Origin of the sequence: Roseburia sp. AM16-25 (assembly GCF_003473825.1) — a bacterium.
Taxonomy (GTDB): domain Bacteria; phylum Bacillota; class Clostridia; order Lachnospirales; family Lachnospiraceae; genus Pararoseburia; species Pararoseburia lenta.
Genome location: NZ_QUCW01000001.1, coordinates 549,972 through 572,388 on the forward strand (window position 1 = coordinate 549,972; position 22,417 = coordinate 572,388).

Consider the following 22,417-nt stretch of genomic DNA (forward strand, 5'->3'; position numbering starts at 1 on the left):
TTCCTCTACTGTCCTACTTGCATACCAAGCACTTCCATCACCAGCGTCCGCAACTTGGATGTCGCCCCTGAAATGATCACATCATAAAAAGGCATCAAAAACATAGGGTACAAAAGAACGATCCAAGGCACCGGAATCGTTGCCTTAATCTTTTCCTTGGTCGTCTCCAACTGGTCTGCGACAGCCTTATCCTGCATGACCATCAGGATCATGACCATAACGATATAATAGGTAAAAGTCGTAAAGGCATAGCGGCCGAAATCTACTTTTAGGAGGTATTGCGGCAGGATCGTACATGCGCCCAGCAAAAATGCCGCGTGCGCCCATTTGCTCCGTGCATCCTTGCTCCGTCCAAACAGGCCTTTGAAAAAGTGAATCACGATCGGCAGATATGGCGCATACAAAACCAAAAATGCCGGGAACTCTGTCCGGTTCAACGCATGATAACGCGCCTCTGAGTCATAAACATCTTTTCCCAGGATCTCATGCTGGATCACGGATTTATTGTAGCCTTTTCCGTTTTCCGAAAGTGCCTTTGCAGCGGCTACGACCTCTTTATAGATGGATGCCCCATTGCCATGGCTGAAAAACTCAAAGTATAAAAACAAGGCAGAAATGGTCAGGAAAAATCCTGCAAAAAGAAGGATATATTTTTTCCGCCTTTTTCCTTCTTCCGTCATGATCTTATAAAAGAGCGGCACCAGAATCAGATTCGCATTGGTAAAAACAAAGCCCTGATGAATACACATGCAAAGGATGCCAATAGGAATGATGATCCACTCGGCTTTTTCATCAAGCAGGGCAAAAAGGCAGATAAAGGTCAGTATATAGAGATATACATCCAGTCTGCCAAACATTTCTTCCGACCAGAACATAGGGAAGAAATAGATGGCACAGGCGATCGCCATATAATACATGTTATGACGATGTTCAGCTTTGACTTTTCGAATGCATTTTCCCAAAAAGACGATTACCAGAAGGCTAAAGAGCCAGGTAATTCCCCAGTTGAACCAGTAGACCGCCTCATAGGTCATCAGATCCAGTGGCAGGATCTTATCCAAGCCTGCCCAGATCGTCCCCAACATACCGCGGGAAATGAAGCCATACTTATAGGACATGGCAAAGAGCGTCGTATTGTACTCTGTCATGGTGTGCTTAAAATAACGCAGATAATAGAATACCGCAAATGCCAGCATGGTTCCGATAAACTGCCTGTATCTTTTTTTCTCAACTTTATCAAATTGCTCTGTCATTTCTACCTCAGTCTATCTACCATAAATTCAAAAATGTCTCATTGATCGGGTTGCTGATTCCTCGCAGCAGCCCATTGATATGCACATCCCAAAACGGTGTCAAAAGCGCCGGCAGCAAAAGCAAAAGGATGGCAAAAGGATATTTTTCTTTGATCTCTGTAAAAATGCCGGTCAACTCCTCCGCCACGATCCGGTCTCCCATGGCAACCAGTGCCAGAAAGATCATACAGTAATAGGAGATCAGGGCAAATACCCAGCGCGCATAATCGCATTTCATCAAAAACAGGGGCAAAAGCGTTCCTGCGGCAATGGCAAGAAAGCCGTATTTGAGCCGTTCTGTTTTTCCTTGAGCCCGCGCCAGGATCCGCCGGAATAGTTTCACCGCCAGAACAATATAAGGAGAGATGATGGCTATAAAAAACGGGATCTCGATCCAGTTCATCACGCGGTAAGGATATTCCACATCGGACAGATCGATCCCCAGAATCTCATGGTCGATCAGGGTATCATGATAGGTCATGCCGTTAAAAGGCTTTGTCATCGCCTTAGCATTAGCGATGATCTCATCCACATAGCGGGCACCGTCCGTATGGCTGAAGAACTCGAACCACAAAAAGAGGGCAGAACATCCGATCAGGCTGACCAGAAGAATGACGCCATAATAAATGCGTGCCTTTTTTTCCTTTTCCGACAAAATCCGATAAACCAAAAGGGCAAGCAGGATATTGTAAAACATAAAGACATAGCCCTGATGGTACATAACACTGATCATGGAAAGCGGCACGATCAGCCATTCTGCCTTTTTTGCGATCAGACACATGGTCCCGATGACGGTCAGCGCCATCAGATAGAGATCCAGTCTTCCGAAATTGCGCTTGTAGGCAAACATGGAAACAACAAAAACAGCGTAAAAGAGGATCAGATACAAAAACCTGCCCAGATACTCTTCCTGACACCGCTTCATGCACTGATAGCAAAAAGCAAAGAAAAGCACATAAAAAACAAGCGTCACGATCAGCGTAAAGCGGAGCACCATAGCATAATCAATCATATTGACCGGCAGGATATGGTCTATCCACTGATAGATCGTTCCCGCAAGACCTCGCGATATAAAACCATATTTGTAAGAAAATGCCAGAATCGTCGAATTGTAAGGCAGCACTCTCTCGTCATAGTCCAAAAAGAAAATGGCGCATGACAACAAGATCAAAAGCCACATAAAACGGCTGATCTGCTTCTTTTTTGGCATTTGGCTCATTGTTTTTTCTATTCCCATGCTACAAACTCCATACACGCATACTTTTTCATATCTTTCACACTTCTACCCCTGCCATCACGAACACCTTAGTGCCTTTTATGGAACAGGCAATCTCCCTCATTCATGATCCATACGACCAACAGAGAAATGACAAGGTGCATGCTCCATACCGTCAGACTGCTGTAATTTAAGTCCAGATGACACAGACGGTTGATGAGTTCCATCCCAAGATCAGTCGCCATGTTCCACAAAAAGATCGGCATACAGACATTTCCCAGCCAGACAAAAGGTTTTGCCCCAAAGATCTTTCGCAGGATATCCACCTGACATGCCAGATAGATCAGACTTGTCCACACAAAAGCGCTGACATACCACAAAGTCCGCAAGTTCTCGTGAGTTTCTGCCAAGATCAGACTGCCGATCAATACCACACTTGCCAATATACAAGAAAACGTCTTGCCCCGCTCCTTGGTCTTTTCTATGATCTGTGCCAGTATAATGCCGGCAAAAAAACTAAAATAACCTCTGCCACTCGTACAGTATAAAAGAGGCAGTCCCAAGGGATGAATCATGAGGAAAATCCCCAATGCCATCATACCCATATAGGATACATTCTGCCACAAACGTCCTCTGACATAGCGCGTCAGCAGATAGTAAATGGCATAGCAGACAAAGAAAACACTGACAAACCAACTCGGTCCGTTGACCGCCAGCGTATCATTGTCAGAAATCCATCCTGTCTGCAAGCCCAGCAGCGATACCAGGAGTGCCTTGAGGGAATTTCGCACCCCGGCTCCATCCGGATGCAGGATATAGACACCATAGATAGCATAGCCGACTTTCTGCAAAAGCCAAGTCACCAAAGCAGATGCCATCATCATAGGATAGATCTTTTTCATCTTTGGCAGGATAAAACTACCCAGCCGCAATTCGCCCTCGGACAGACGTTTCTGATAGGACCAGTACAAAAGCAGACCACTGAGCATAAAAAAGATCTCAGACATGCAGACACCATAGCGTGCCAAAAATCCCATGACAGCCGCCTGTATGGGGAAACGTTCCGGCATGGTATGAAACAATTCTGTATAGTGAAAGATATAGGCGATCGCGCAGGCACTCAAGCCCCGCAGGCCTGTAATCTCATTTCGTCTTTTCTGTGTCATCTCTTACAACTCATTTCATTTGATCTATGTTTTCTGTCAGATTTTCTGCAAACAGCCTCTTGCCATCGTCAGTACAGGATATGCAGCCATTTTATCTTCTTTTGTGCCAGCAGGATAAGTTCTGCTAAGACTATCGTTACGACCAATACAACGAAATATAGGACTGTCGCATTCCAGACATATGTGGTATATTTTCCAACCATATACTGCAAGCCTTCCATGACGCCATAGTGTATGGTAAAGATCAAAATACTAAGCCTGCGCATATGCGCACAGGCGCAATCCAACCGTTTCCTGCTCTGCTCTCCCATTTTTTCAAAGATGTCCACAGACAAAAGCCACTGCAGGAGGAAATAAGAAGTTGGAATCAAAAAGAACATAGCCCCAAAACTCTGTCCCAGTCCCTTGTCACGGATGACATAGGATTCAATGATCAGGAGTAAAAAACTGATCAGACTCGGCAGGGCGAAGTCCCTGCTGTCGTTTTTTTGTCCTCCCAGTGTCCGTTTATAAGCGATCCACATGCCCAGAGCGCAAAAGAAAAATCCGTAAGTCAGACCATTTCCATACCAGCCAAAAATACCGTAGATGGCAGAGTCAAAATAACCCGCCACCTGCCAGCCATCGGTGATACTGCAATATTCCATCCTTGCCACCGTAAGCAAAAACCATGGTGCCGATAAGAGAAGACACAGTCGCGATCCTAAATATTTTGTCAGGATAAAGACCAGAGGCATAGCCAGCAGGAGGGCTGTCATAAACCACATTGCCCCATAATAACCGCTCAGCCAGTATTTTTTAAGCAGTGCCAAAAGCATCCCGCGGATATTTCCGCACTCCTGCCATGTCCGCGGCAAAACGACAGGCGCATAGATAACAAACCATGCGGTATATAAAGCCAAAATACGCTTCATGTAATTTCCCAGCATGCGCCAGGACATCCCCTGTCTCAGATCGCCGGATATTTGTGCAAATATCTTTTCAAAAAACAAAAATGCTGTCATCTGAAAAAAGAGAGGATCTGCGATACGCGCTATGATGTCATCATAGACAAAGGCTGTCTGTCCTGTAAAAGGACGCACATGAATCGCCACGACAAGAATTGCCATGACAAATTTTGCGATATCGATCGCGCGATACTGTTTTCTTTCTGCTCTTGTATTGGTCATTTTCTTATCTCTCGATCCATCGGCTTTCCTAACACTACTGAAATCCGCATTTTTTGCAAAAGGCATCAATGCCCCGCTTCCAGAGCGGTGCCAGAAATCCGGTGTATAACTTCTGCGCCACTATTCCTACAAGCAGACAGGTTGCCGCATAGACGACCAGCCAGCCCCAAAATCCTGCCACCGAATAGTAAGGATACTGCCCATTGATCTTGCCAAAATACCAATAGACGCCCATGACTGTCTCATGCAAAAGGAATACAAAGAATACACTCTTTGCCATACGATTGATAAGCGGCGACTGGCGGAGCCGCAATGCCCGGAAGAAAAAGAACACGGCAAGTCCCATGACAAATTGCAAAGGCGCATATTTGCCGATCAGATGCTTTACGACCAGATTGGCGGCATCGTCATTTGCCATGACTCCCGGCATCTTGACATACCAGGCGTAAAAAAACGTAAACAGAAAGCCTGTCATATAAATGCCAGCCATCCATTTCTTCCCTGTCGGAAAGATCCAGCGCCTGTAATCGTCCCTGCGCAGATAACCCATGACAAAATAGGTAAGCAGAAAAGCGACCAGATCATTGACAAAATTCATCTGTAGGGTCATACCATTGATGACAAACCAGATAGCCAAGCCCAGACAAAGCATCCCATGCCAGCCGCGGGACAGCCTCTCCATCAGCCGGTTCAGCCACGGATAGACCAGGAGCAGGACCATATAAGGTGCTACGAACCACCATGCTCCACCCAAAATATAGTCTTCTACAAACCAGTTTCCTGAATGGAATCCCCAAAGCCCGCGAATGACAATAAAACGGATGACATAAAGCGTCAGCACCTGTGCGCCAAACGTCAAAAACCGCCGGATTACTGGGCGGTCTTTGCTTTCCAGCAGAAAATAAGATGTCAGAGCAATAAAGGCATAATCCGCCGTGATCGCTCCCCCACTGGAGAGGAACAATCCCGGTGCCACATTCTTATGATAGTCCATATAGAAAACGCCATTATAGAGCATCAGATGGTAAACCGGGATCGTCAGCATCAAAAGAATACGGAGCAGTTCAAAGTTGGATTGCCGTTCTTTTTTCTCCTGCGTCATTTATTCTGCCCTTAACTTTGCCTCTCTCTTGGCAAGTTCTAAGTCATGCTGTGCCATGATGCGGCATAATTCTTCATAACTGGTCTTCTGTGGATTCCAGCCGAGTTTGGTCTTTGCCTTGGTCGGATCTCCCCAGAGGTTGACAACGTCTGTCGGACGGAACCACTGTGGGTTGACACATACCAGCATCTTGCCGGTTGCCTTGTCATAACCCTTTTCTTCCATGCCTTCACCACGCCATTCTAGTTCGATACCGTCATTGGCAAAGGCAAGTGTTGTAAATTCACGGACGGTATGCTGAACACCGGTTGCGATAACATAGTCGTCCGGCTGGTCCTGCTGTAAGATCAGCCACATACATTCTACATAATCCTTGGCATAGCCCCAGTCACGCAGAGAATCCAGATTGCCGAGTTCCAGATGATCCTGTAATCCGCAGGCAATACGTCCTGCTGCAAGGGTGATCTTTCTGGTAACAAAGGTCTCACCACGTCTCTCAGATTCATGATTGAAGAGGATACCGTTGCAGGCAAATATGCCGTAAGCCTCTCTGTATTCCTTCATCATCCAGAAGCCATACTGCTTTGCAACCGCATATGGGCTGAATGGGTGGAACGGTGTGTTTTCGTTCTGCGGAACTTCCTCAACCTTTCCGTACAACTCAGAAGTAGAAGCCTGGTAAATACGGCAGGTCTTATCCATGCCAAGCATATGTACTGCCTCAAGGATACGAAGAACGCCAAGCGCGTCTACGTCTCCTGTATATTCTGCTGCATCAAAAGACACGCCTACATGGCTCTGTGCTGCCAGATTGTAGATCTCTGTCGGGCGGACTTCATTTACCACACGGATGATGGAAGAAGAATCCGAAAGGTCTCCATCATGTAAGGTAATGGCATTCTCAGCGATCAGATGATCGATACGCTCTGTGGTCGATACGGAAGAACGACGGATGATACCGTGCACCTCATATCCCTTTTCCAATAAAAACTCTGCTAAGTAACTACCGTCCTGTCCGGTGATACCTGTAATAAGTGCTACATTTTTGCTCATTGCTTGTCTCCTTTGTCCTCATAAAATACTTGTATCATATCATAAAATCAGGGATTTCTCTACCCCTATCACATAGCCGTCCACCTGATAATACTGCAAGTGCGTCTCCTCAGACGGTGGTATATCTGAAATATCAAAAAAGATATAGAGGGTATGCGTAAATTTCTCTCCCTCTTTTCGCTTTTCAAAATGCGCATAGGTCTTTTGATCCGCTGTCCTGCTCATATCCCGGCTCATGTAGGTCACGTTCAAAGACATAGCATGGGCAAGCGCATATTCCTCAAAAATGCAGGATGTCTTTGGATCACACTCGATCCCAAACTGGGTCGGCGGATAAAAGACGATCTCATCCATCTGGTCTCCCAGCATATCCCAGACATCCGACGACAAATACTTTTTGTATGCCGCTGTCATGGTATCCCGGCTTTGAGACGCATCCCTTTCGCCGCCGGTCTCTGCCGCATAGGTATATGCCTGATGTTTGTAGGAAACACCCGGATAGAGGTCATAGACCTGTAATACTAAAAGACCGATCAAAAATCCCAGAGAAAACCTGCCCCTGGATCTTTCCAAGAGGAAAACCATGCCATAGATCCCCAATGCCAGCAGTCCATAGTAGACCGGCCAGATCAGGCGCCCCGTCGACCGAAAGACACTGAGCGCCTGATAGATGACCTGCGGATAGGAGATCTGATACAGGATCCTGCTGCCAAGACTCGCCCGCGGTGACAGGGCAAGAAAGGTAAAAACCAAAAAACCGACCAGAATACTGATGCTCCAAGATCGCCGGTTGGTTTTTTGCGCCTGCCCTATCTGCGCCTTCTCCCCCTCATGTCTTTTTCTATATTTACCTGCGATCCAGCGGATGCTGCCATAGACCACAAGGCAGGCAAGGAGAAAGATCATGCCAAAGCCAAGATAAGCAAAGCCTTCTTCCTGCCAACCGGATACAGTCGGAAGGGTCGGCAAAAGTGAGGAATAATTCTGTTTACTGAAAATATAGTTCCTGTGATCAATGACGCAAAGATCATTGCTCGGATCAAAAAACTGTAACAGATTAAAAGACAATTCTTCCAGTCCTGTCGTAGAGACAGACACCTCCCCATAAAAATAGCCCATGATATAACAGATCCCAAAAAGGATCAGTCCGGCAACGAGCACTTCCACTAGATAGATTACAAGCAGCCCCTTGTCTTTCTTTCCCGCTTTCGCCAGATACTCCTGCAGATCACTACAGAGCCAGATGCCAAGGATCATAGGCGTAAAATAGGCATTGGTCAGAGCCGACAGACATAAAAGGATGATCCAACGCCCGGCATAACGCCAGCGCCTTCTGATGATCTGTCCCGTTGTTTCCCTCTCTGTCGATGCATACTCCGGCAAAAGGCTACCTCTCCAGACCCAGAGACAAAATGCCGCCAGGATCAAAAAGTGGGCAGACAACGCCGTATGATAAAAAGTCCGTTTCAACATGACCGGTGACAGGACAAAAAAGAGAGAAGAAAGCAGACAGATCTGGCTTCTTTTTGAAAATGCCCGCACAAACAGCGCCCCAAAGCCCCCCATCAGGGCATAGGACAAGAGTTCAAACAAGCCAAAATACTGAAAATTAGCCGGGAGCAGGGGCGATAGTATCTTAAAAAGCAGGGCAAAGAGAGGGATGGAGTCTGTATAGACGATAGACACCGGCTGGCTGTAAATCCCCTCGACCAGCCCCAGTGGAAAGTGCCATGGACTTTTCCGGTAGAAGACCCAGCCCAGATAATGCTGGGTCAGATCCCATAGCCCTTCTGCCTGTGAGGAGTCCGTCAGCCACGCCACATTTGTGACATTTACCACAGCCAGACTATAGATACATACAAAAACTAGGCTGCCCAGCAGACAACCTAGTACAAAAATCAGGTATGGATTTTGTAATCTTTTTCTTATGTTCATCCCGTAGTATTTTTCCATCTAATTCTCCGGCACCGCTCTATGCACACATGTGTCCTATCATATCCATAAGCGTCTGACGCAGTGGGATCTCCGCTGTCCAGCCGATATCCTGTCGGATTTTTTCTGCCGAGCCGATCACAACCTGATTGTCGCCCGGTCTCACAAAGTCCGGATTGACGCGGGTTGTCACGGAAACGCCCACGATATCTGCGATCTGATCCACGACTTCTGCCAGAGACACGCCCTTTTCGCCACAGATGTTATAGACTTCTCCCGCTTTTCCGTCCAAAAGCAGACGGTAGTAAGCACGCACGACATCGCGTACATCCACAAAGTCACGCACAATGGAAGTATCTCCGGTCTCGATCTCGCCGCTTTTTGCACCGCTTTCTGCAATATCTAAGATCCTGCGCACAAAACTCGGGATCACAAAGCGTTCATCCTGAAAAGGTCCCATATGGTTAAAAGACCGGGTCAGCATGATCTGCATGCCAAAACTGTCTGCCAATACCTTTGCCATCATTTCCTGGGAAACTCTGGCAACCGCATAAGGATTGACCGGAACTAAAGGCATATCCTCCTGCAGCGGCAGTTCCTCTTTTTTGACATCGCCGTATTCCTCCGAAGATCCCACCGACAAAAGACGGCAGTCACACAAGTCATGCTTGCGCAATGCCTCTGTCACATTCAAAAAGATGCTGGTATTGTTCATAAAGCAGTCTGCCGGATGCTGCCAACTATAGGCAACACTGGAAAAAGATGCCAGATGCAGGATATAGTCCGGTCGGAAAGTTGCGATCATATCTTCCACTGCCTCTTTATCAAGGAGATTTACCTGCTCAAAGGACATAGCCAGTGTTGGCGTATAGTCCTCCATGGCAAATTTCGGCGGATTGACATCTACGCCAAGCACCTCATAGGACAGATTATTTTCTACAAGATAATTTAAAAAATGACGGCTGACGAAACCGGAAAATCCGGTGATAAGCATTCTTTTCATATCCTATTCTCCCTCAGTTTCCGTCTTTTTGTTTTCTAAGAAGATCTTTCTGGTCACGAAATTGTAGACCATAACAACTGCCGTTGCCACGATCTTAGCGCCCGCTGTTGCAAGGGTAGCACCAACCAGTGCATGAAGCCATGCCCAGTTTGCATAGACAATATCAATGCAGAAAAGAATGATGAGTTCGTTGATGCCCAGACCGAATACACTGAGCACAACAAAGATGATGAATTCTTTTTTACGATCCAGATCATCCCTGCGCTCAAACACATACTTCATAGAAAGGATGTAATTGACAATGACCGATACGACAAAACCGAAAAAGGCACCGATCAACGCCGCCTGTGATGTCCCCATACCCGCGCCCTGACGAAGTCCGGTCGATACTGCCATGGTAATGACAAAGTCCACAATAAAAGAAATGATTCCTACCACACCAAATTTTAAGATCTGGTCAATTAACTTTTTCATCTAATACTGCCTTCCTGTGATCTCTCCGATCACATTTCATCTTTCTATCGGTCTCTTATTTATGCAGTGCATCTTGGATACGCACGCCCATAAGACGGAAAAGTGTCTTGATATAACTGATGATAAATTTCAAAAGTTGGCGCTTGGACTCGCCGTACATACGCTTCTGGAAATTGATCGGCACTTCCCCGATCTTTAACTTCTTGTCACGCTTGTTGAGTTTTAAGCGGAGCAAAACTTCTTCCAGAACATCATAGTTTTCACAGGTCAGTTTGACCTTTTTCAACTGCTTTGTGTGATACATACGATAGTCTGTAGACAGGTCATTGGCATGCAGTCCCAGACAGACGCGGAATGCAAAATTGAGCATATGCGACATGATCTGTGACGACTTGGCATCATTTGTCACACCGCCTTTGACATAACGTGATCCGATAACAACATCGCATTTTTCCTCGACAAACATCTTGTGGATTGCCGGAATGCTCTTTGGCGGATGGGAGCCATCACTGTCCATGATCAAAAACTTGCTCTTGTTCGCATACTTGATCGCAGTACGGAAAGCCCCTCCGAATCCCGGTTCTTCCTGATTGATGTATCTTGCGCCATATTCCTGACAAACACCCTTGGTGTTATCCAAAGGCTTGGCTGTATCTACAACAAGGATCTCATATTCCTCATTACACTTTTCTACTTCTTCAATGATCTGTGGCAAAAGAACACGTAAATTATCTTCTTCCTTATATGCCAACAACACAAGGCTAATTCCCATAATGCCGATTTCCTTCCTTGATTCCTACTGTCCAAAGACATTTTTTACACATATACTGCTATATTTTACCATCAATGCACGATTTTTGCTATATCTTTTTCTGATGCCGTCTGACTTTCTCTCTTTGACGCCCTGTGCTATACTAATATATGCGGTCAGACTTGAAAGAAAGACCGCGTCTCACATTTTAAATTCAGGCAGAATAAGGAGTATAACTATGGGAGAACGTTTAACACCGTCAGATGTAGAAAAGATACAAAAAGAGATCGACCACCGCAAACTGGTTGTCAGAAAGGCAGCCATTGAAGCCGTAAAGGAAGCGCGGGCACAGGGCGACCTCAGCGAGAATTTTGAATATTATGCCGCAAAAAAGGACAAGAACCAGAACGAAAGCCGCATCCGTTATCTGGAGCGCATGTTAAAGAATGCGACCATCATTGAGGACCATACTTCCGAGGACGAGGTGGGTATCAATACGATCGTGACCCTCTACATCCCGGATGAAGACTGCGAGGAGACTTACAAACTGGTCACCTCCATCCGCAGTTCTTCCCTGCGTGATATGGTAAGCATTGAATCACCTCTGGGCAAAGCCATCCGTGGTAAAAAGGTTGGCGAGACCGCGACCGTACAGGTGGATCCGTCCTTTTCCTATGATGTTGTCATCAAAAAAATCGACCGCAATGTCGGGGATGAGGATGACCAGATCCGCAGATACTAGAATCTTATATGGATAAACAGATAAAAATGGCGCAGAAATCAGTTTTTCTGCGCCATAAGTGTTCCTATGGATACCAGGATCAAAGAGATCACCAAAACGCCTATGCGCAAGGTGTCCGCCTCCCGCAATAAAATCGCGGATAAGAGCACGCCAAAGATCGGCGTGGTAAAGCCAAATACCGCCACTTTTGATACCGGGTTGTACTTTAAGAGGACACCCCAGAGCGAATATGCCACCGCCGATACCATTGCCAGATAGAGCACGATACCGCATCCTTTGAGACTGAAAAACCCGCCCGCCATATGGCTTGCAACGGCTCCCAGCACCTGTCCTGTCGTCATAGCCGCATAGCCGGATCCCAGACTCGCCGGCAGGAAGATGCACATCAAAAATCCCAGAAGGATCAATGTGATCCCGCCCACGATAAATTGATATCCGCTTAATACAAAAGGTTCTTCCTGTTCGGAATACTTCCGCAGATAGACCGAAGAAAAAGCATAAGCGACCGTGGAGATAAAGACACAGATCTCTCCTATGCCAATACCACCCAGACTGCTTCCCGTCCCCCGGCTTCCCCAGATCTCTACAAGAAAGACTCCTGCAAAACCAAGGATAGATCCAATAATTTTATTTTGTTTTAATTTTTCCTGTTTAAAAAGAAGGCATGCCACAAACAATGCCACAAAGACATTCAAAGCCTCGATAATGGATGCCTTGACGCCACTGGTCTTTCCCAGGCCGATATAAAAGAAAAAATATTGCAGAGTCGTCTGTAAAAGGCTCAGATGCAGGATCGGCAACCAGGACGTTTTCTTTGGGAAAAGCGGACGTTTATGGGCAAAACTTCCGATCACCACCGCCATGATTCCTGCCAGGAAAAATCTAGTTCCGGCAAAAATGATCTGTAATCCGGTCTGCTCCCCCGAAATGTCAAAAATCCCATAACCGATCTTGATGCCCGGAAAAGCACTGCCCCACAAAAAGCAACACAAAAGGGCAACCAGACATACTACGGCTGTATTAGTCCAGACAAGTTTTCTCTCTGTCTTTTGTTGCATTACTTGCCCCTTCTCTGCTCATACAAGCGTGTCAGTGCATCCTGCTCGTATTTTTCATCCGAATAATCTGCAATCCTTTTGAGCAGATCGCCCTTCTTGATCGCGATCATGTCGATCTTTTCTCTTAACTCTTGTTCTTCCCGTTCTAAGACCTGTAATTCTCTCGTGAGGCTTTCCACCTCAAGTCGTCTCTCCATATCCATTGTATTTTCCTCCCAGGCTATGCCTGATCTTCTGCTATTTCCGCTGTTTCCATGCCCTTTTTATCATCTGCCTTTGCCGGCAGAAGTTCCAAAGGGATCAAAAACGGCAGTGTATATAAAAGCGGCATCACATAACGTGTATTTCCATTGTCCGGCGACACCATACAGACTGCGATCGTAATCAGTGGCACCAGAAGCAGCGCCTGCGCTTCTTTTTTCTTCCATTTCAGATTGTAGAGCAGGGCAAACAAAAACAGCCACGGCCACAATCCGATCGAGGCAAAGATATTCACGATTGGCACTTTTTCCGAAAAAAGAACCAATTGGTTGATCGCGTAGCGCTGTTCCAGATACTCCTCTGTGTTCTCCACATAAAGATAGGTATATTGCCCTTCTTTATCGTGCAATTGCAGATAATCATTAAACTTATAATACACCAGGCTGGAAATCTTATTGATGTCATAATACTGATAGGTATTATGCAACACGGACTCCACATAGACTTCCGGGTGCTTTAGGAACATCTGCCACCAGACCTTAAAATAATTCTTAAGATCCTGCTTTGTCGCTTCCTGATTGTAATATTTCTTGACCGGATCCGAAAGTTCCGGGTTGTACTTCTTTGCCAGTTTTTTGTAAGGGAGCACCTTATTGATGGCTTTCTTTTCTGCCGCTGTCACCTGGTCGCCGTATTCCGTGACATAGCGCGCCGTCTGCTGAAACGGCACGGACAGCGCCTCCTGGATGCCTCCCGGTGCTACATTCAGTGCTGGAAGCAGGATGCCGCAGAATACCACCTTATATAAGATAACCGGCAGGATAACCGACGCGATGATCTGGGCAAAAGTCCGTCGATATTTGACCAGATATACCACGCCAACGATCAGCAAAATGTACATTGCATATACCTTGGTCAAAACCATCATACAGGCTACGGCAAACATTGCCAGATCAAACCAGACCTTGCGGAAAGCCTGTCCCTTTGTCCTTGCCACATAGTGCATCATCATAATAAAGATCAGACAAAAGGTGGCATAGACCGTATCCTTTAGCATACAGATGGCATACATAGGAAAGATCGGTAAGAACATCAGTATCAGCAGGGCTCCGATCATGCGCTTTGTCGTCACGCCACAAGTGCGGATATAATACAGACATCCGGCAAATACCAGTGACAGAGCAATCATCTGCAAGATAACATAGGCTGCCACGCCAATACAGATGTCTCCAAAATGCAATCCTAATTTAATAAACCAAGAAAACACCAGCGTCAGGATATAAGGATGATGATTTGTGATGAAGATATCATCCGCCTGCACCGCTGACATGGTCTGGATATAAGACGGGATCTCGTTATACTCCATGATCATAATGACCGTATCTTCGTTGCTGGTTCCCGGGTAGAAATAAATAAAATACGGAAGCCACGCCACAAACATACAGACTGCCATCAAAAGAATCTGCAATACCGGTGGGACCTTTCGTCCCGCTTGTCCTCTGATCTCCTGTTGCTCCGCAAAATTTCGGAAGAAATGCATCATGGCAGCCACGATAAAATAGGAAATCAGAACATAGGCAGACCACTTCAAGAAAATGCGGTACATCTGGATCTCTGCCACACCGCTCTCCTCCATGGCATCCATCATGGCGTACCAGCCGCCCCACTTTTTAAAGATCATGGCAACCAACTGCCCTGACGCAAACAGAAGACTGAATAAGAGATCTGCCAGACGTTCTTTATAAGTTCGGCTGAATTGCAGGACCATATAGACCAGTATGCCGATCACAAGTGCAAATAAAAAAGTCCGCAGACGATTGGACGAAAAAGACCGGTACATGGTCCGCGTATATAACATGATCTGACTCTCCAGATCAATATCCGGGCTGTTGTCTATGGTTGCTTCCCGCGAAAGAGAAATAAAGGCACCTAGGGCACCATAGATTCCCAGGATCACGGAGATCCAGGAATCTCTCCCTTTCAGTTTTATTGTAATTTCTTTCATTATCTTCCTATCTTTTCTTATATATCCACCAGATTTTCTATGTGACTTTTCTTCTACGCAACAAAAGTCTACATTCAGTGTATTAGTATAGCGTAATTCTTGTCAAAAATAAACCCACCAATAGAAAGCCGCATGAGATCGCGACTCCATGGTGGGTCAATTCTTATGCCAAAATATCCTGGCGCGCCAGCGCCCGCTTTAATGCCAGTTCTGCCCGCGCGACATCCAGATCAGCATCCTTGCGATTCAGACGTTCCCTTGCCCGGTCTTCCGCCTTTCTCGCACGTTCCAGATCAATCTCTTCCGGCCATTCAGCCACCTCGGCAAGAAGTGTTACCTTCTCCCCCAAGATCTCCGCAAATCCGGCATGCACCACGGCCTTCTTTGCGCCGTCTGCCTCCGTGATCGTCACGATCCCCGGTGCCAGAACTGTCGTCAGCGGAATGTGATCCTTAAAAACACCGATTTCTCCTTCGGTCGTTGTAAACTCGATCATGCTTGCCTGCCCCTTATAAAAAATACGGTCAGGCGTTATGATCTCGACTTGAAACAAATTATCTGCCATAGTCGCCTCCCTTACTGCATCCGGGCGCGTACTTCATCAATGGTTCCTGCATTCAGGAAATGTCCTTCCGGCACATCATCATGCTTGCCTTCCAGGATCTCTCTAAATCCGCGGATGGTTTCTGCAATCGGCACGTATTTTCCTTCCAATCCGGTAAACTGTCCCGCTACGAAGAATGGCTGTGACAGGAATCTCTGGATCTTTCTGGCACGGCTGACAACCAACTTGTCATCTTCTGACAATTCATCCATACCAAGGATCGCGATGATATCCTGTAATTCCTTGTACTTCTGTAAGATCTCCTGCACGCCACGCGCTACCTCAAAATGCTCCTGTCCTACGATACGAGGATCCAGAATACGGGAAGTAGATGCCAATGGGTCTACTGCTGGATAAATACCAAGTTCGGCAATGGATCTCTCCAATACCGTGGTGGCATCCAGATGGGCAAACGTGGTTGCCGGAGCCGGGTCTGTCAAGTCATCCGCCGGCACATATACTGCCTGCACAGATGTGATGGATCCGCTCTTGGTTGATGTAATACGCTCCTGTAAAGCGCCCATTTCTGTCTGCAGGGTCGGCTGGTAACCTACGGCTGACGGCATACGTCCCAAAAGGGCGGACACCTCAGAACCAGCCTGGGTGAAACGGAAGATATTGTCAATAAAGAGCAATACATCCTTGCCACCCTTATCACGGAAATATTCTGCCATGGTAAGACCGGTCAGACCGACACGCATTCTTGCTCCAGGTGGCTCATTCATCTGTCCAAAGACCATGCAGGTCTTGTCGATAACCCCGGATTCTTTCATTTCATAGTAGAGGTCATTTCCCTCTCTGGTACGCTCTCCTACACCGGTAAATACAGAATATCCACCGTGCTCGGTAGCGATATTATGAATCAACTCCTGGATAAGTACCGTCTTTCCTACACCGGCACCACCAAAGAGTCCGATCTTTCCACCCTTTTGATAAGGACAGAGCAGATCTACGACCTTGATACCGGTCTCCAACATTTCTGTGGAAGTTGCCTGCTCTTCAAAAGCAGGTGCCTTTCTGTGGATCGGCATATATTCCACGTCCTGCGGTGCATCAATCTCGTCGATAGGCTCGCCCAATACGTTAAAGATACGTCCTAAGGTCTGCTCGCCAACTGGAACACTGATCGGTGCCCCCGTAGCGTGTGCCTCCATTCCACGTACCAATCCGTCGGTCGTTCCCATGGCAATACAACGCACAGTATCGTCTCCCAGATGCTGGGCTACTTCGACTACCAATTTCCCGCCATCTTTTGTTGGGATATTGATAGCATCATTGATCTCCGGCAGTTCGCCTTCGGAGAACTTGATATCAAGTACCGCACCAATGATCTGAGTGATCTTTCCTATATTTTCTTTCGCCATATTTGTCACTCCTAATTCATCAAAACTTTGTTTTTGCCTTCTCCCTTGGTAAAGATTAGGAAATGGCTTCCGCACCGGCAATGATCTCTGTCAGTTCCTGTGTGATGGAACCCTGTCTTGCACGGTTATATTTCAGTGATAAGTCGTTGATCATATCCTCAGCATTGCTGGTCGCTGAGTCCATCGCCTGCATACGCGCACCGTTCTCACTGGCTACCGCCTCAACCAGCGCGCCGTAGATCAGACTGGTAATGTACTTTGGAATGATCATATCCAGAGCCTCTTCTTCATTTGGTTCAAAATTCATGAGAAGGTCCGCGTCATTTGCTGCAAGATCTTCTTCCTTTACCTGTACCGGTAACAAACGAAGCAGGGTCGGCTCATGGCTGACTGTATTCTTGAAATGTGTATATGCTAAGTAGATCTCACCGATCTCGCCTTTTGCATAGGCACTTAAGACTTCCTTACTGATCGCCTGCGCATCCTCATAAGTAGGAGCCTCCATGACATCCGAATAGTCGGACTTCATGTGATAGCCTTTGCGCGCCAGAGCCTCCTGCCCCTTGCGCCCCACTGTGTAGATCTTTGCGCTCTCCAGCGGGATGTCACTGCCCGTGATCAGACGGATGATATTGGAATTGTAGCCGCCTGCAAGACCACGGTTGGATGTGATCACAATGATTCCCTTTTGATCCGACGCGCTCTCCCGCAAATAGGGATGATCGATATTCCCTGCCTTTGCCAGCATGGAACACACTGTCTGATACATATACCGGAAGTAAGGTGTCGTTTCTTCTGCCTTATTCTTGGCTTTTTGGAGTTTTACGGTAGATACAAGTTTCATGGCTTTTGTGATCTGTTGCGTACTTGAAATACTTGTTTTTCTTCTTTTAATGTCCCTCATTGAGGCCATTTCATCTCACCGCCTTTGCTATTTATAGCTTTTCTTACATTCCTCAATCGCCTGAATAAGCGCCTTTTCGGTATCCTCTGTCAGCACTTTTTCGGTGCGGATGGATTCCGGTATCTCCGGATATTTGGTATCCACATACGCAAAGAGGGCTGCCTCAAACGGCAGTACATCCTCGACCGGAATATCCAAAAGATATTTCTTGGTTGCCGCATATATGATCATGATCTGATATTCTACCGGCATCGGCTTGTATTGCGGCTGCTTTAACATTTCCTGGATACGCTCACCCTGTGCCAGCTTCTCTGTCGTGTCTGCATCGAGTTCCGAACCAAACTGTGCAAAAGACGCCAGTTCTCTGTACTGTGCCAACTCCACACGGATCGGGGCTGCGATCTTTTTCATCGCCTTGATCTGTGCGGAACCACCAACACGGGATACGGAAAGTCCGGCATTGATCGCCGGTCTGAAACCTGCGTTGAAGGCTTCGGTCTCCAGATAGATCTGACCATCTGTGATCGAGATAACATTGGTCGGAATATAAGCAGATACATCACCCGCCTGCGTCTCAATGATCGGCAGGGCTGTCAGTGATCCGCCGCCAAGAGAATCATTCAAACGTGCTGCACGCTCCAAAAGTCTGGAATGCAGATAGAATACGTCTCCCGGATAAGCCTCACGTCCTGGTGGACGACGGAGCAGCAAGGAAAGGGTACGGTATGCCGTTGCATGCTTGCTCAAATCATCATAAACAACAAGCACATCCTCTCCGTTTTCCATCCATTCTTCTCCGATCGCACATCCTGCGTACGGAGCAATATACTGTAGCGGTGCCAACTCACTGGCGGTAGATGCAACTACCGTGGTATAAGACATAGCACCGAATTCTTCCAGGGTATTTACGATCGTAGCAACGGTAGATGCCTTTTGCCCGATGGCTACATAAATACATTTGACGTTCTGTCCCTTTTGGTTGATGATCGTATCGATCGCGATGGCGGTCTTACCTGTCTGACGGTCACCAATGATCAACTCTCTCTGTCCACGTCCGATCGGGATCATGGAATCGATCGCCTTGATACCTGTCTGTAACGGGGTATCAACGGACTTTCTGGAAATAACGCCGGATGCCACACGTTCGATCTGTCGGAACTTGTCTGTCTCGATCGGTCCCTTGCCATCGATCGGCTGTCCCAGCGCATTGACGACACGTCCTAACATTGCATCTCCAACCGGCACTTCTACTACACGTCCTGTTGTCTTTACGGTATCTCCCTCATTGATATTGCGGTTATTGCCAAGCAGAACCGCACCGACATTGTCTTCCTCGAGGTTGAGTACCATACCATACACTTCTCCAGGGAACTCTAAAAGTTCTCCCTGCATGGCATTTTCCAATCCATGTATACGTGCAATACCGTCTGCCACCTGTATAACGGTGCCGACGTCTGCCACTTGAAGTTGCGCTGCATATCTTTTCATTTGCTCTTTGATCACAGAGCTGATTTCTTCTGGTTTTAAATTCATGAAGCGCTTTCACCTACTTTCAACTGTATTTTGGATAATTCTCTCGATAGTTCTGAGATCTTGGTGCGCACACTGCTGTCCACAACGCGATCCCCAATACGGATTACCATCCCGCCGATCAGGTCGGCATCCACCGCATAATGCATACGAAATGACTGGTATGCAGTGGTCTCTAGCAAACGGTCCTCAATCTGCTTTTTCTGGGCATCGGTAACTTCCATCGGTGTCGTTACATAGGCGATCCCGACTTTCTTTTCTTCCAATGCCTTGTCGATAAAGAAGGTCAATACCTCCGGCATCTTTGCAAAATGATCCTTCTCCACGATCATCCGCATCAGCCCGACCATCTCATCGGAAATCCTGCCCTTAAAAACAATCTCTACCATCTGCAATTTTTCTTCTTTTATGATGTTGGGATGAGTCATCATCTGACTAAATTCCTGATTGTCCCTAAGGACATCAAGAACTCCCTGGCTCTCCTCCAGATAGGCATCCAGACGGTCCTGCTCCATTGCCAGTTCAAACAATGCTTCACCATACACATTTGAAACTAACTTTGCCATGTAGCATCACCCATTTCCTTTAGCGTTTCTTCCACCAATTCATTCTGAATCGTGGTGTCTATATTGGCAGCCACGACCTTGCCAGCCATGACAGAAGCGATGGAGATCATCTCCTGCTTCATCTCATCCGCTGCACGCTTCTTCTCCAGAGCCGCTTCTTCTCCGGCTCTTGCAATAATACGTGCCGCTTCCTCTTTGGCATCCGCTATGATCTTGGCTTCGTTCTTAAGCGCCTTTTGTCTGGCTTCTGAAAGAATTGTCTCAGCCTCTTTATCAACATCTTTTAAACGCTTTTCGTACTCTGCTTTGACTTTGGCGGAGTCTTCTTTATCCTGCGCCGCACTGGCAATATCCTGACGGATCTTTTCCTGTCGATCCTGCAAGAGTTTTCTTACCGGATTGAACAGAAAATACGACATGATCAGGAATAGAAAGAAGACAGAAATGCCGAGTGAAACAGAGTCAAACAGCAACTGAAAATCTAAGTCAAATAATCTTGTCATAACTTTCCTGTAGTTCCTCCTTTCCCGGGAAATTCCAAACTACACGCATTAGCCTACTAATGGTTTTACGAAAAGTAAGAGCATGGCAACAAGAAGTCCATACAGACCTGTTGTCTCGGCAACTGCCTGTCCAAGTAACATGGTTGACATGATCTTTCCCTGTGCGCCCGGGTTTCTACCCACGGCTGCTGCACCGTAACCTGCTGCAATACCCTGTCCAATACCAGGTCCGATACCGGCGATAACTGCCAGACCTGCACCAATTGCGGAACATGCTAAAATCAAATCTTCTCCTGTGATATTCATAATTCTTTCCTCCTAATATGAAATATAAATTATTCTTCGTCCCCATAGGACTGTGTGATGTATGTCATGGTAAGCATACAGAAAACGTATGTCTGAATGGCTCCGGAAAACAGGTCAAAATAGACATGTAATACAGCAGGCCAGACATATGCAATCTTCGCCAACAGACCGTAAACCAGGGCCATCATTACGGTTCCTGACAATACATTCGCAAACAAACGCAGTGATAAGGAAATCGGCACTGCGATCTCGCTGATCAAGTTGATCGGCAGCCATAGTGGAAACCACGGCGGTAATGGAGAACACATGTCAACCCAGATCCTCTTGAAGGACTGGTGTCTCCATTTTGTGATGTGAATCAGTGCAAACGTAATGATACCAAGGGCAAATGTGGTTCCATAGTCCGCGGTTGGCGGTCTGAGTCCAAACAGTCCGGATATGTTACTGAACAATATAAATACGAAGATCGTACAGATATAATTCGTAAACTTTGGTGCGTGGGAACCCATGTTGTTTTCCACGATACCGGACAATTTTTCTACCATCAGTTCCAGAACGTTCTGAAAGGTATCAGGCACTTCTGTAGCATGTGCTATTTTTCGATTGGCTACAATAGAAAAGATCACAAGCACAAGCATAACAATGGCAATACATACATGGGATGTGGTGATCCATACTTCTTGTCCAAATAACTGAAATGAGAACAAGCCATGTATCATAAAGTCAATGTTATCAGCAGAAGCCGACATTAGAATTGCTTCATTCACAATTTCACCTCCTCTTCCTGTTCATTCGTTGATTCTTCCGGCGCAATGTCCTTAAAAATCATTTTATGCATAAAAGGTTGTACATATGCACTCACCTTTAGCCCCAAAACTCCTATAAATGCACTCACCAGATTACCCAGGTGAAAATACATCATGATAAAAAATACAAATACCACAACCAGATAGCGCAGAACAGACTTAAAGGATAAGCGCTTGGTTCCAGTATCTCCCATGCGCACCGCTTCCTCGATCACCATGGCCAGATGAATTCCCATGCCCATAGCGCAGGCGATGCCGATCCACAAGCCCGATGTATAGCGCAGCTTGTCGGAAACAAACCACACACCGGCAAATTCTACGATCAGTCCATATATGGCAATGCCAAGGAGCAGTCCCGGCAGAGCCTCATTCAGTCTCTTTAATGCTTTGATCATATGATGCCTTTTCCTGTTCTTCTTTTTCTCTTTGCAATTGACCCGGGGATTTTGTGTCTTTTAGATATTTCTTGACCAGACGATAGACATTCTGAAAACCAGCTATCGCCCCTAGAACAAACCCCAATACACTAATCCATCTGGTTCCCAACTTATGATCCAGCCATGCGCCACCGATCGCACACAACAAAATAGGTACTAACATAGTCACGCCGATCTGGACGATCAGAACCAGAGCATTTGCCACCTCATTGCTTTCTTTTTTTCTCAAATCT

Annotated in this window: 24 protein-coding genes; 1 reads left to right on the forward strand and 23 read right to left on the reverse strand. The window is 46.6% G+C overall.

The window, feature by feature from the left end; genetic code table 11:
- Positions 1 to 5 precede the first annotated feature (5 nt).
- The 10 genes from DW183_RS02695 to DW183_RS02740 form a co-directional block, all read right to left on the reverse strand.
- Positions 6 to 1,253 (reverse strand): hypothetical protein, encoded by a 1,248-nt coding sequence (locus DW183_RS02695; protein WP_118280517.1) that lies wholly within the window; start codon positions 1,251 to 1,253, stop codon positions 6 to 8.
- Between the two features lie 16 nt (positions 1,254 to 1,269).
- Complete coding sequence (locus DW183_RS02700; RefSeq protein WP_118280518.1) at positions 1,270 to 2,529, reverse strand: hypothetical protein; 1,260 nt, start codon at positions 2,527 to 2,529, stop codon at positions 1,270 to 1,272.
- Between the two features lie 68 nt (positions 2,530 to 2,597).
- Positions 2,598 to 3,674 carry an acyltransferase family protein gene (locus DW183_RS02705; RefSeq protein WP_118280519.1) on the reverse strand — a complete coding sequence of 359 codons (1,077 nt, stop codon included), beginning with the start codon at positions 3,672 to 3,674 and terminating at the stop codon, positions 2,598 to 2,600.
- 68 nt (positions 3,675 to 3,742) lie between these two features.
- On the reverse strand, positions 3,743 to 4,843 hold the full coding sequence (locus tag DW183_RS02710; RefSeq protein WP_158573005.1) for an acyltransferase family protein: 1,101 nt from the start codon (positions 4,841 to 4,843) through the stop codon (positions 3,743 to 3,745).
- Between the two features lie 34 nt (positions 4,844 to 4,877).
- Positions 4,878 to 5,945, reverse strand: a complete 1,068-nt coding sequence (locus DW183_RS02715; protein WP_118280521.1) for an acyltransferase family protein — start codon at positions 5,943 to 5,945, stop codon at positions 4,878 to 4,880.
- Entirely contained in the window at positions 5,946 to 6,998 is a 1,053-nt protein-coding gene (gene gmd / locus DW183_RS02720; protein ID WP_118280522.1) for a GDP-mannose 4,6-dehydratase, read from the reverse strand.
- Positions 6,999 to 7,037: 39 nt separating this feature from the next.
- A complete protein-coding gene (locus DW183_RS02725) occupies positions 7,038 to 8,951 on the reverse strand; it encodes a DUF6311 domain-containing protein (protein WP_118280523.1) in 1,914 nt (637 codons plus the stop codon).
- Positions 8,952 to 8,970: 19 nt separating this feature from the next.
- Positions 8,971 to 9,933 carry a GDP-mannose 4,6-dehydratase gene (locus DW183_RS02730; protein ID WP_118280524.1) on the reverse strand — a complete coding sequence of 321 codons (963 nt, stop codon included), beginning with the start codon at positions 9,931 to 9,933 and terminating at the stop codon, positions 8,971 to 8,973.
- 3 nt (positions 9,934 to 9,936) lie between these two features.
- Positions 9,937 to 10,407, reverse strand: a complete 471-nt coding sequence (locus DW183_RS02735; protein WP_118280525.1) for a GtrA family protein — start codon at positions 10,405 to 10,407, stop codon at positions 9,937 to 9,939.
- Positions 10,408 to 10,462: 55 nt separating this feature from the next.
- Positions 10,463 to 11,179 (reverse strand): glycosyltransferase, encoded by a 717-nt coding sequence (locus DW183_RS02740; protein WP_118280526.1) that lies wholly within the window; start codon positions 11,177 to 11,179, stop codon positions 10,463 to 10,465.
- Positions 11,180 to 11,396: 217 nt separating this feature from the next.
- On the opposite strand from DW183_RS02740, the gene greA reads away from it, so the two are divergent.
- Entirely contained in the window at positions 11,397 to 11,900 is a 504-nt protein-coding gene (gene greA / locus DW183_RS02745) for a transcription elongation factor GreA (protein WP_118280527.1), read from the forward strand.
- 38 nt (positions 11,901 to 11,938) lie between these two features.
- Here the strand turns inward: greA and DW183_RS02750 are convergent, their stop codons facing one another.
- The 13 genes from DW183_RS02750 to DW183_RS02810 all read right to left on the reverse strand — a co-directional run bounded on the left by DW183_RS02750 (position 11,939) and on the right by DW183_RS02810 (position 22,413).
- Positions 11,939 to 12,958 (reverse strand): DMT family transporter, encoded by a 1,020-nt coding sequence (locus DW183_RS02750; protein WP_118280528.1) that lies wholly within the window; start codon positions 12,956 to 12,958, stop codon positions 11,939 to 11,941.
- On the reverse strand, positions 12,958 to 13,161 hold the full coding sequence (locus DW183_RS02755) for a hypothetical protein (protein ID WP_118280529.1): 204 nt from the start codon (positions 13,159 to 13,161) through the stop codon (positions 12,958 to 12,960). The genes DW183_RS02750 and DW183_RS02755 overlap by 1 nt, the downstream gene beginning before the upstream one ends.
- A gap of 17 nt (positions 13,162 to 13,178) precedes the next feature.
- Entirely contained in the window at positions 13,179 to 15,164 is a 1,986-nt protein-coding gene (locus DW183_RS02760) for a DUF6020 family protein (protein ID WP_118280530.1), read from the reverse strand.
- A gap of 163 nt (positions 15,165 to 15,327) precedes the next feature.
- Positions 15,328 to 15,729: an ATP synthase F1 subunit epsilon gene (gene atpC / locus DW183_RS02765; RefSeq protein ID WP_118280531.1), complete on the reverse strand. Its 402-nt coding sequence runs from the start codon at positions 15,727 to 15,729 to the stop codon at positions 15,328 to 15,330.
- Positions 15,730 to 15,740: 11 nt separating this feature from the next.
- Positions 15,741 to 17,132, reverse strand: coding sequence for a F0F1 ATP synthase subunit beta (atpD, locus tag DW183_RS02770; RefSeq protein ID WP_118280532.1), 1,392 nt, complete (start codon positions 17,130 to 17,132; stop codon positions 15,741 to 15,743).
- Positions 17,133 to 17,187: 55 nt separating this feature from the next.
- Positions 17,188 to 18,045, reverse strand: coding sequence for an ATP synthase F1 subunit gamma (gene atpG, locus DW183_RS02775; protein ID WP_118280533.1), 858 nt, complete (start codon positions 18,043 to 18,045; stop codon positions 17,188 to 17,190).
- Between the two features lie 18 nt (positions 18,046 to 18,063).
- A complete protein-coding gene (gene atpA, locus DW183_RS02780) occupies positions 18,064 to 19,569 on the reverse strand; it encodes a F0F1 ATP synthase subunit alpha (protein ID WP_118280534.1) in 1,506 nt (501 codons plus the stop codon).
- Positions 19,566 to 20,132, reverse strand: coding sequence for an ATP synthase F1 subunit delta (gene atpH, locus DW183_RS02785; RefSeq protein WP_118280535.1), 567 nt, complete (start codon positions 20,130 to 20,132; stop codon positions 19,566 to 19,568). The genes atpA and atpH overlap by 4 nt, the downstream gene beginning before the upstream one ends.
- Positions 20,120 to 20,635: a F0F1 ATP synthase subunit B gene (gene atpF, locus DW183_RS02790; RefSeq protein WP_118280536.1), complete on the reverse strand. Its 516-nt coding sequence runs from the start codon at positions 20,633 to 20,635 to the stop codon at positions 20,120 to 20,122. Before atpF ends, atpH begins: the two co-directional genes overlap by 13 nt.
- Before the next feature lie 48 nt (positions 20,636 to 20,683).
- Positions 20,684 to 20,941: an ATP synthase Fo subunit C gene (locus DW183_RS02795; RefSeq protein ID WP_118280537.1), complete on the reverse strand. Its 258-nt coding sequence runs from the start codon at positions 20,939 to 20,941 to the stop codon at positions 20,684 to 20,686.
- A gap of 29 nt (positions 20,942 to 20,970) precedes the next feature.
- Positions 20,971 to 21,690 (reverse strand): F0F1 ATP synthase subunit A, encoded by a 720-nt coding sequence (gene atpB, locus DW183_RS02800; RefSeq protein ID WP_118280538.1) that lies wholly within the window; start codon positions 21,688 to 21,690, stop codon positions 20,971 to 20,973.
- A 14-nt stretch (positions 21,691 to 21,704) separates the two neighbouring features.
- On the reverse strand, positions 21,705 to 22,142 hold the full coding sequence (locus DW183_RS02805; protein ID WP_118280539.1) for a hypothetical protein: 438 nt from the start codon (positions 22,140 to 22,142) through the stop codon (positions 21,705 to 21,707).
- Positions 22,114 to 22,413 carry an AtpZ/AtpI family protein gene (locus DW183_RS02810; RefSeq protein ID WP_243069499.1) on the reverse strand — a complete coding sequence of 100 codons (300 nt, stop codon included), beginning with the start codon at positions 22,411 to 22,413 and terminating at the stop codon, positions 22,114 to 22,116. Before DW183_RS02810 ends, DW183_RS02805 begins: the two co-directional genes overlap by 29 nt.
- Positions 22,414 to 22,417 lie beyond the last annotated feature (4 nt).

Bases quoted from the DNA above. Each gene is read 5' to 3' on its own strand.
- gmd (WP_118280522.1), bottom strand. From the start codon at position 6,998: ATGAGCAAAAATGTAGCACTTATTACAGGTATCACCGGACAGGACGGT.
- DW183_RS02795 (WP_118280537.1), bottom strand. From the start codon at position 20,941: ATGAATATCACAGGAGAAGATTTGATTTTAGCATGTTCCGCAATTGGT.
- DW183_RS02805 (WP_118280539.1), bottom strand. From the start codon at position 22,142: ATGATCAAAGCATTAAAGAGACTGAATGAGGCTCTGCCGGGACTGCTC.
- greA (WP_118280527.1), top strand. From the start codon at position 11,397: ATGGGAGAACGTTTAACACCGTCAGATGTAGAAAAGATACAAAAAGAG.
- atpD (WP_118280532.1), bottom strand. From the start codon at position 17,132: ATGGCGAAAGAAAATATAGGAAAGATCACTCAGATCATTGGTGCGGTA.
- atpF (WP_118280536.1), bottom strand. From the start codon at position 20,635: ATGACAAGATTATTTGACTTAGATTTTCAGTTGCTGTTTGACTCTGTT.
- DW183_RS02695 (WP_118280517.1), bottom strand. From the start codon at position 1,253: ATGACAGAGCAATTTGATAAAGTTGAGAAAAAAAGATACAGGCAGTTT.
- atpG (WP_118280533.1), bottom strand. From the start codon at position 18,045: ATGGCCTCAATGAGGGACATTAAAAGAAGAAAAACAAGTATTTCAAGT.
- DW183_RS02700 (WP_118280518.1), bottom strand. From the start codon at position 2,529: ATGGGAATAGAAAAAACAATGAGCCAAATGCCAAAAAAGAAGCAGATC.
- atpH (WP_118280535.1), bottom strand. From the start codon at position 20,132: ATGGCAAAGTTAGTTTCAAATGTGTATGGTGAAGCATTGTTTGAACTG.
- atpC (WP_118280531.1), bottom strand. From the start codon at position 15,729: ATGGCAGATAATTTGTTTCAAGTCGAGATCATAACGCCTGACCGTATT.
- atpB (WP_118280538.1), bottom strand. From the start codon at position 21,690: ATGTCGGCTTCTGCTGATAACATTGACTTTATGATACATGGCTTGTTC.
- DW183_RS02715 (WP_118280521.1), bottom strand. From the start codon at position 5,945: ATGACGCAGGAGAAAAAAGAACGGCAATCCAACTTTGAACTGCTCCGT.
- DW183_RS02755 (WP_118280529.1), bottom strand. From the start codon at position 13,161: ATGGATATGGAGAGACGACTTGAGGTGGAAAGCCTCACGAGAGAATTA.
- DW183_RS02710 (WP_158573005.1), bottom strand. From the start codon at position 4,843: ATGACCAATACAAGAGCAGAAAGAAAACAGTATCGCGCGATCGATATC.
- DW183_RS02735 (WP_118280525.1), bottom strand. From the start codon at position 10,407: ATGAAAAAGTTAATTGACCAGATCTTAAAATTTGGTGTGGTAGGAATC.
- DW183_RS02760 (WP_118280530.1), bottom strand. From the start codon at position 15,164: ATGAAAGAAATTACAATAAAACTGAAAGGGAGAGATTCCTGGATCTCC.
- DW183_RS02750 (WP_118280528.1), bottom strand. From the start codon at position 12,958: ATGCAACAAAAGACAGAGAGAAAACTTGTCTGGACTAATACAGCCGTA.
- DW183_RS02705 (WP_118280519.1), bottom strand. From the start codon at position 3,674: ATGACACAGAAAAGACGAAATGAGATTACAGGCCTGCGGGGCTTGAGT.
- DW183_RS02740 (WP_118280526.1), bottom strand. From the start codon at position 11,179: ATGGGAATTAGCCTTGTGTTGTTGGCATATAAGGAAGAAGATAATTTA.
- atpA (WP_118280534.1), bottom strand. From the start codon at position 19,569: ATGAATTTAAAACCAGAAGAAATCAGCTCTGTGATCAAAGAGCAAATG.
- DW183_RS02730 (WP_118280524.1), bottom strand. From the start codon at position 9,933: ATGAAAAGAATGCTTATCACCGGATTTTCCGGTTTCGTCAGCCGTCAT.
- DW183_RS02725 (WP_118280523.1), bottom strand. From the start codon at position 8,951: ATGGAAAAATACTACGGGATGAACATAAGAAAAAGATTACAAAATCCA.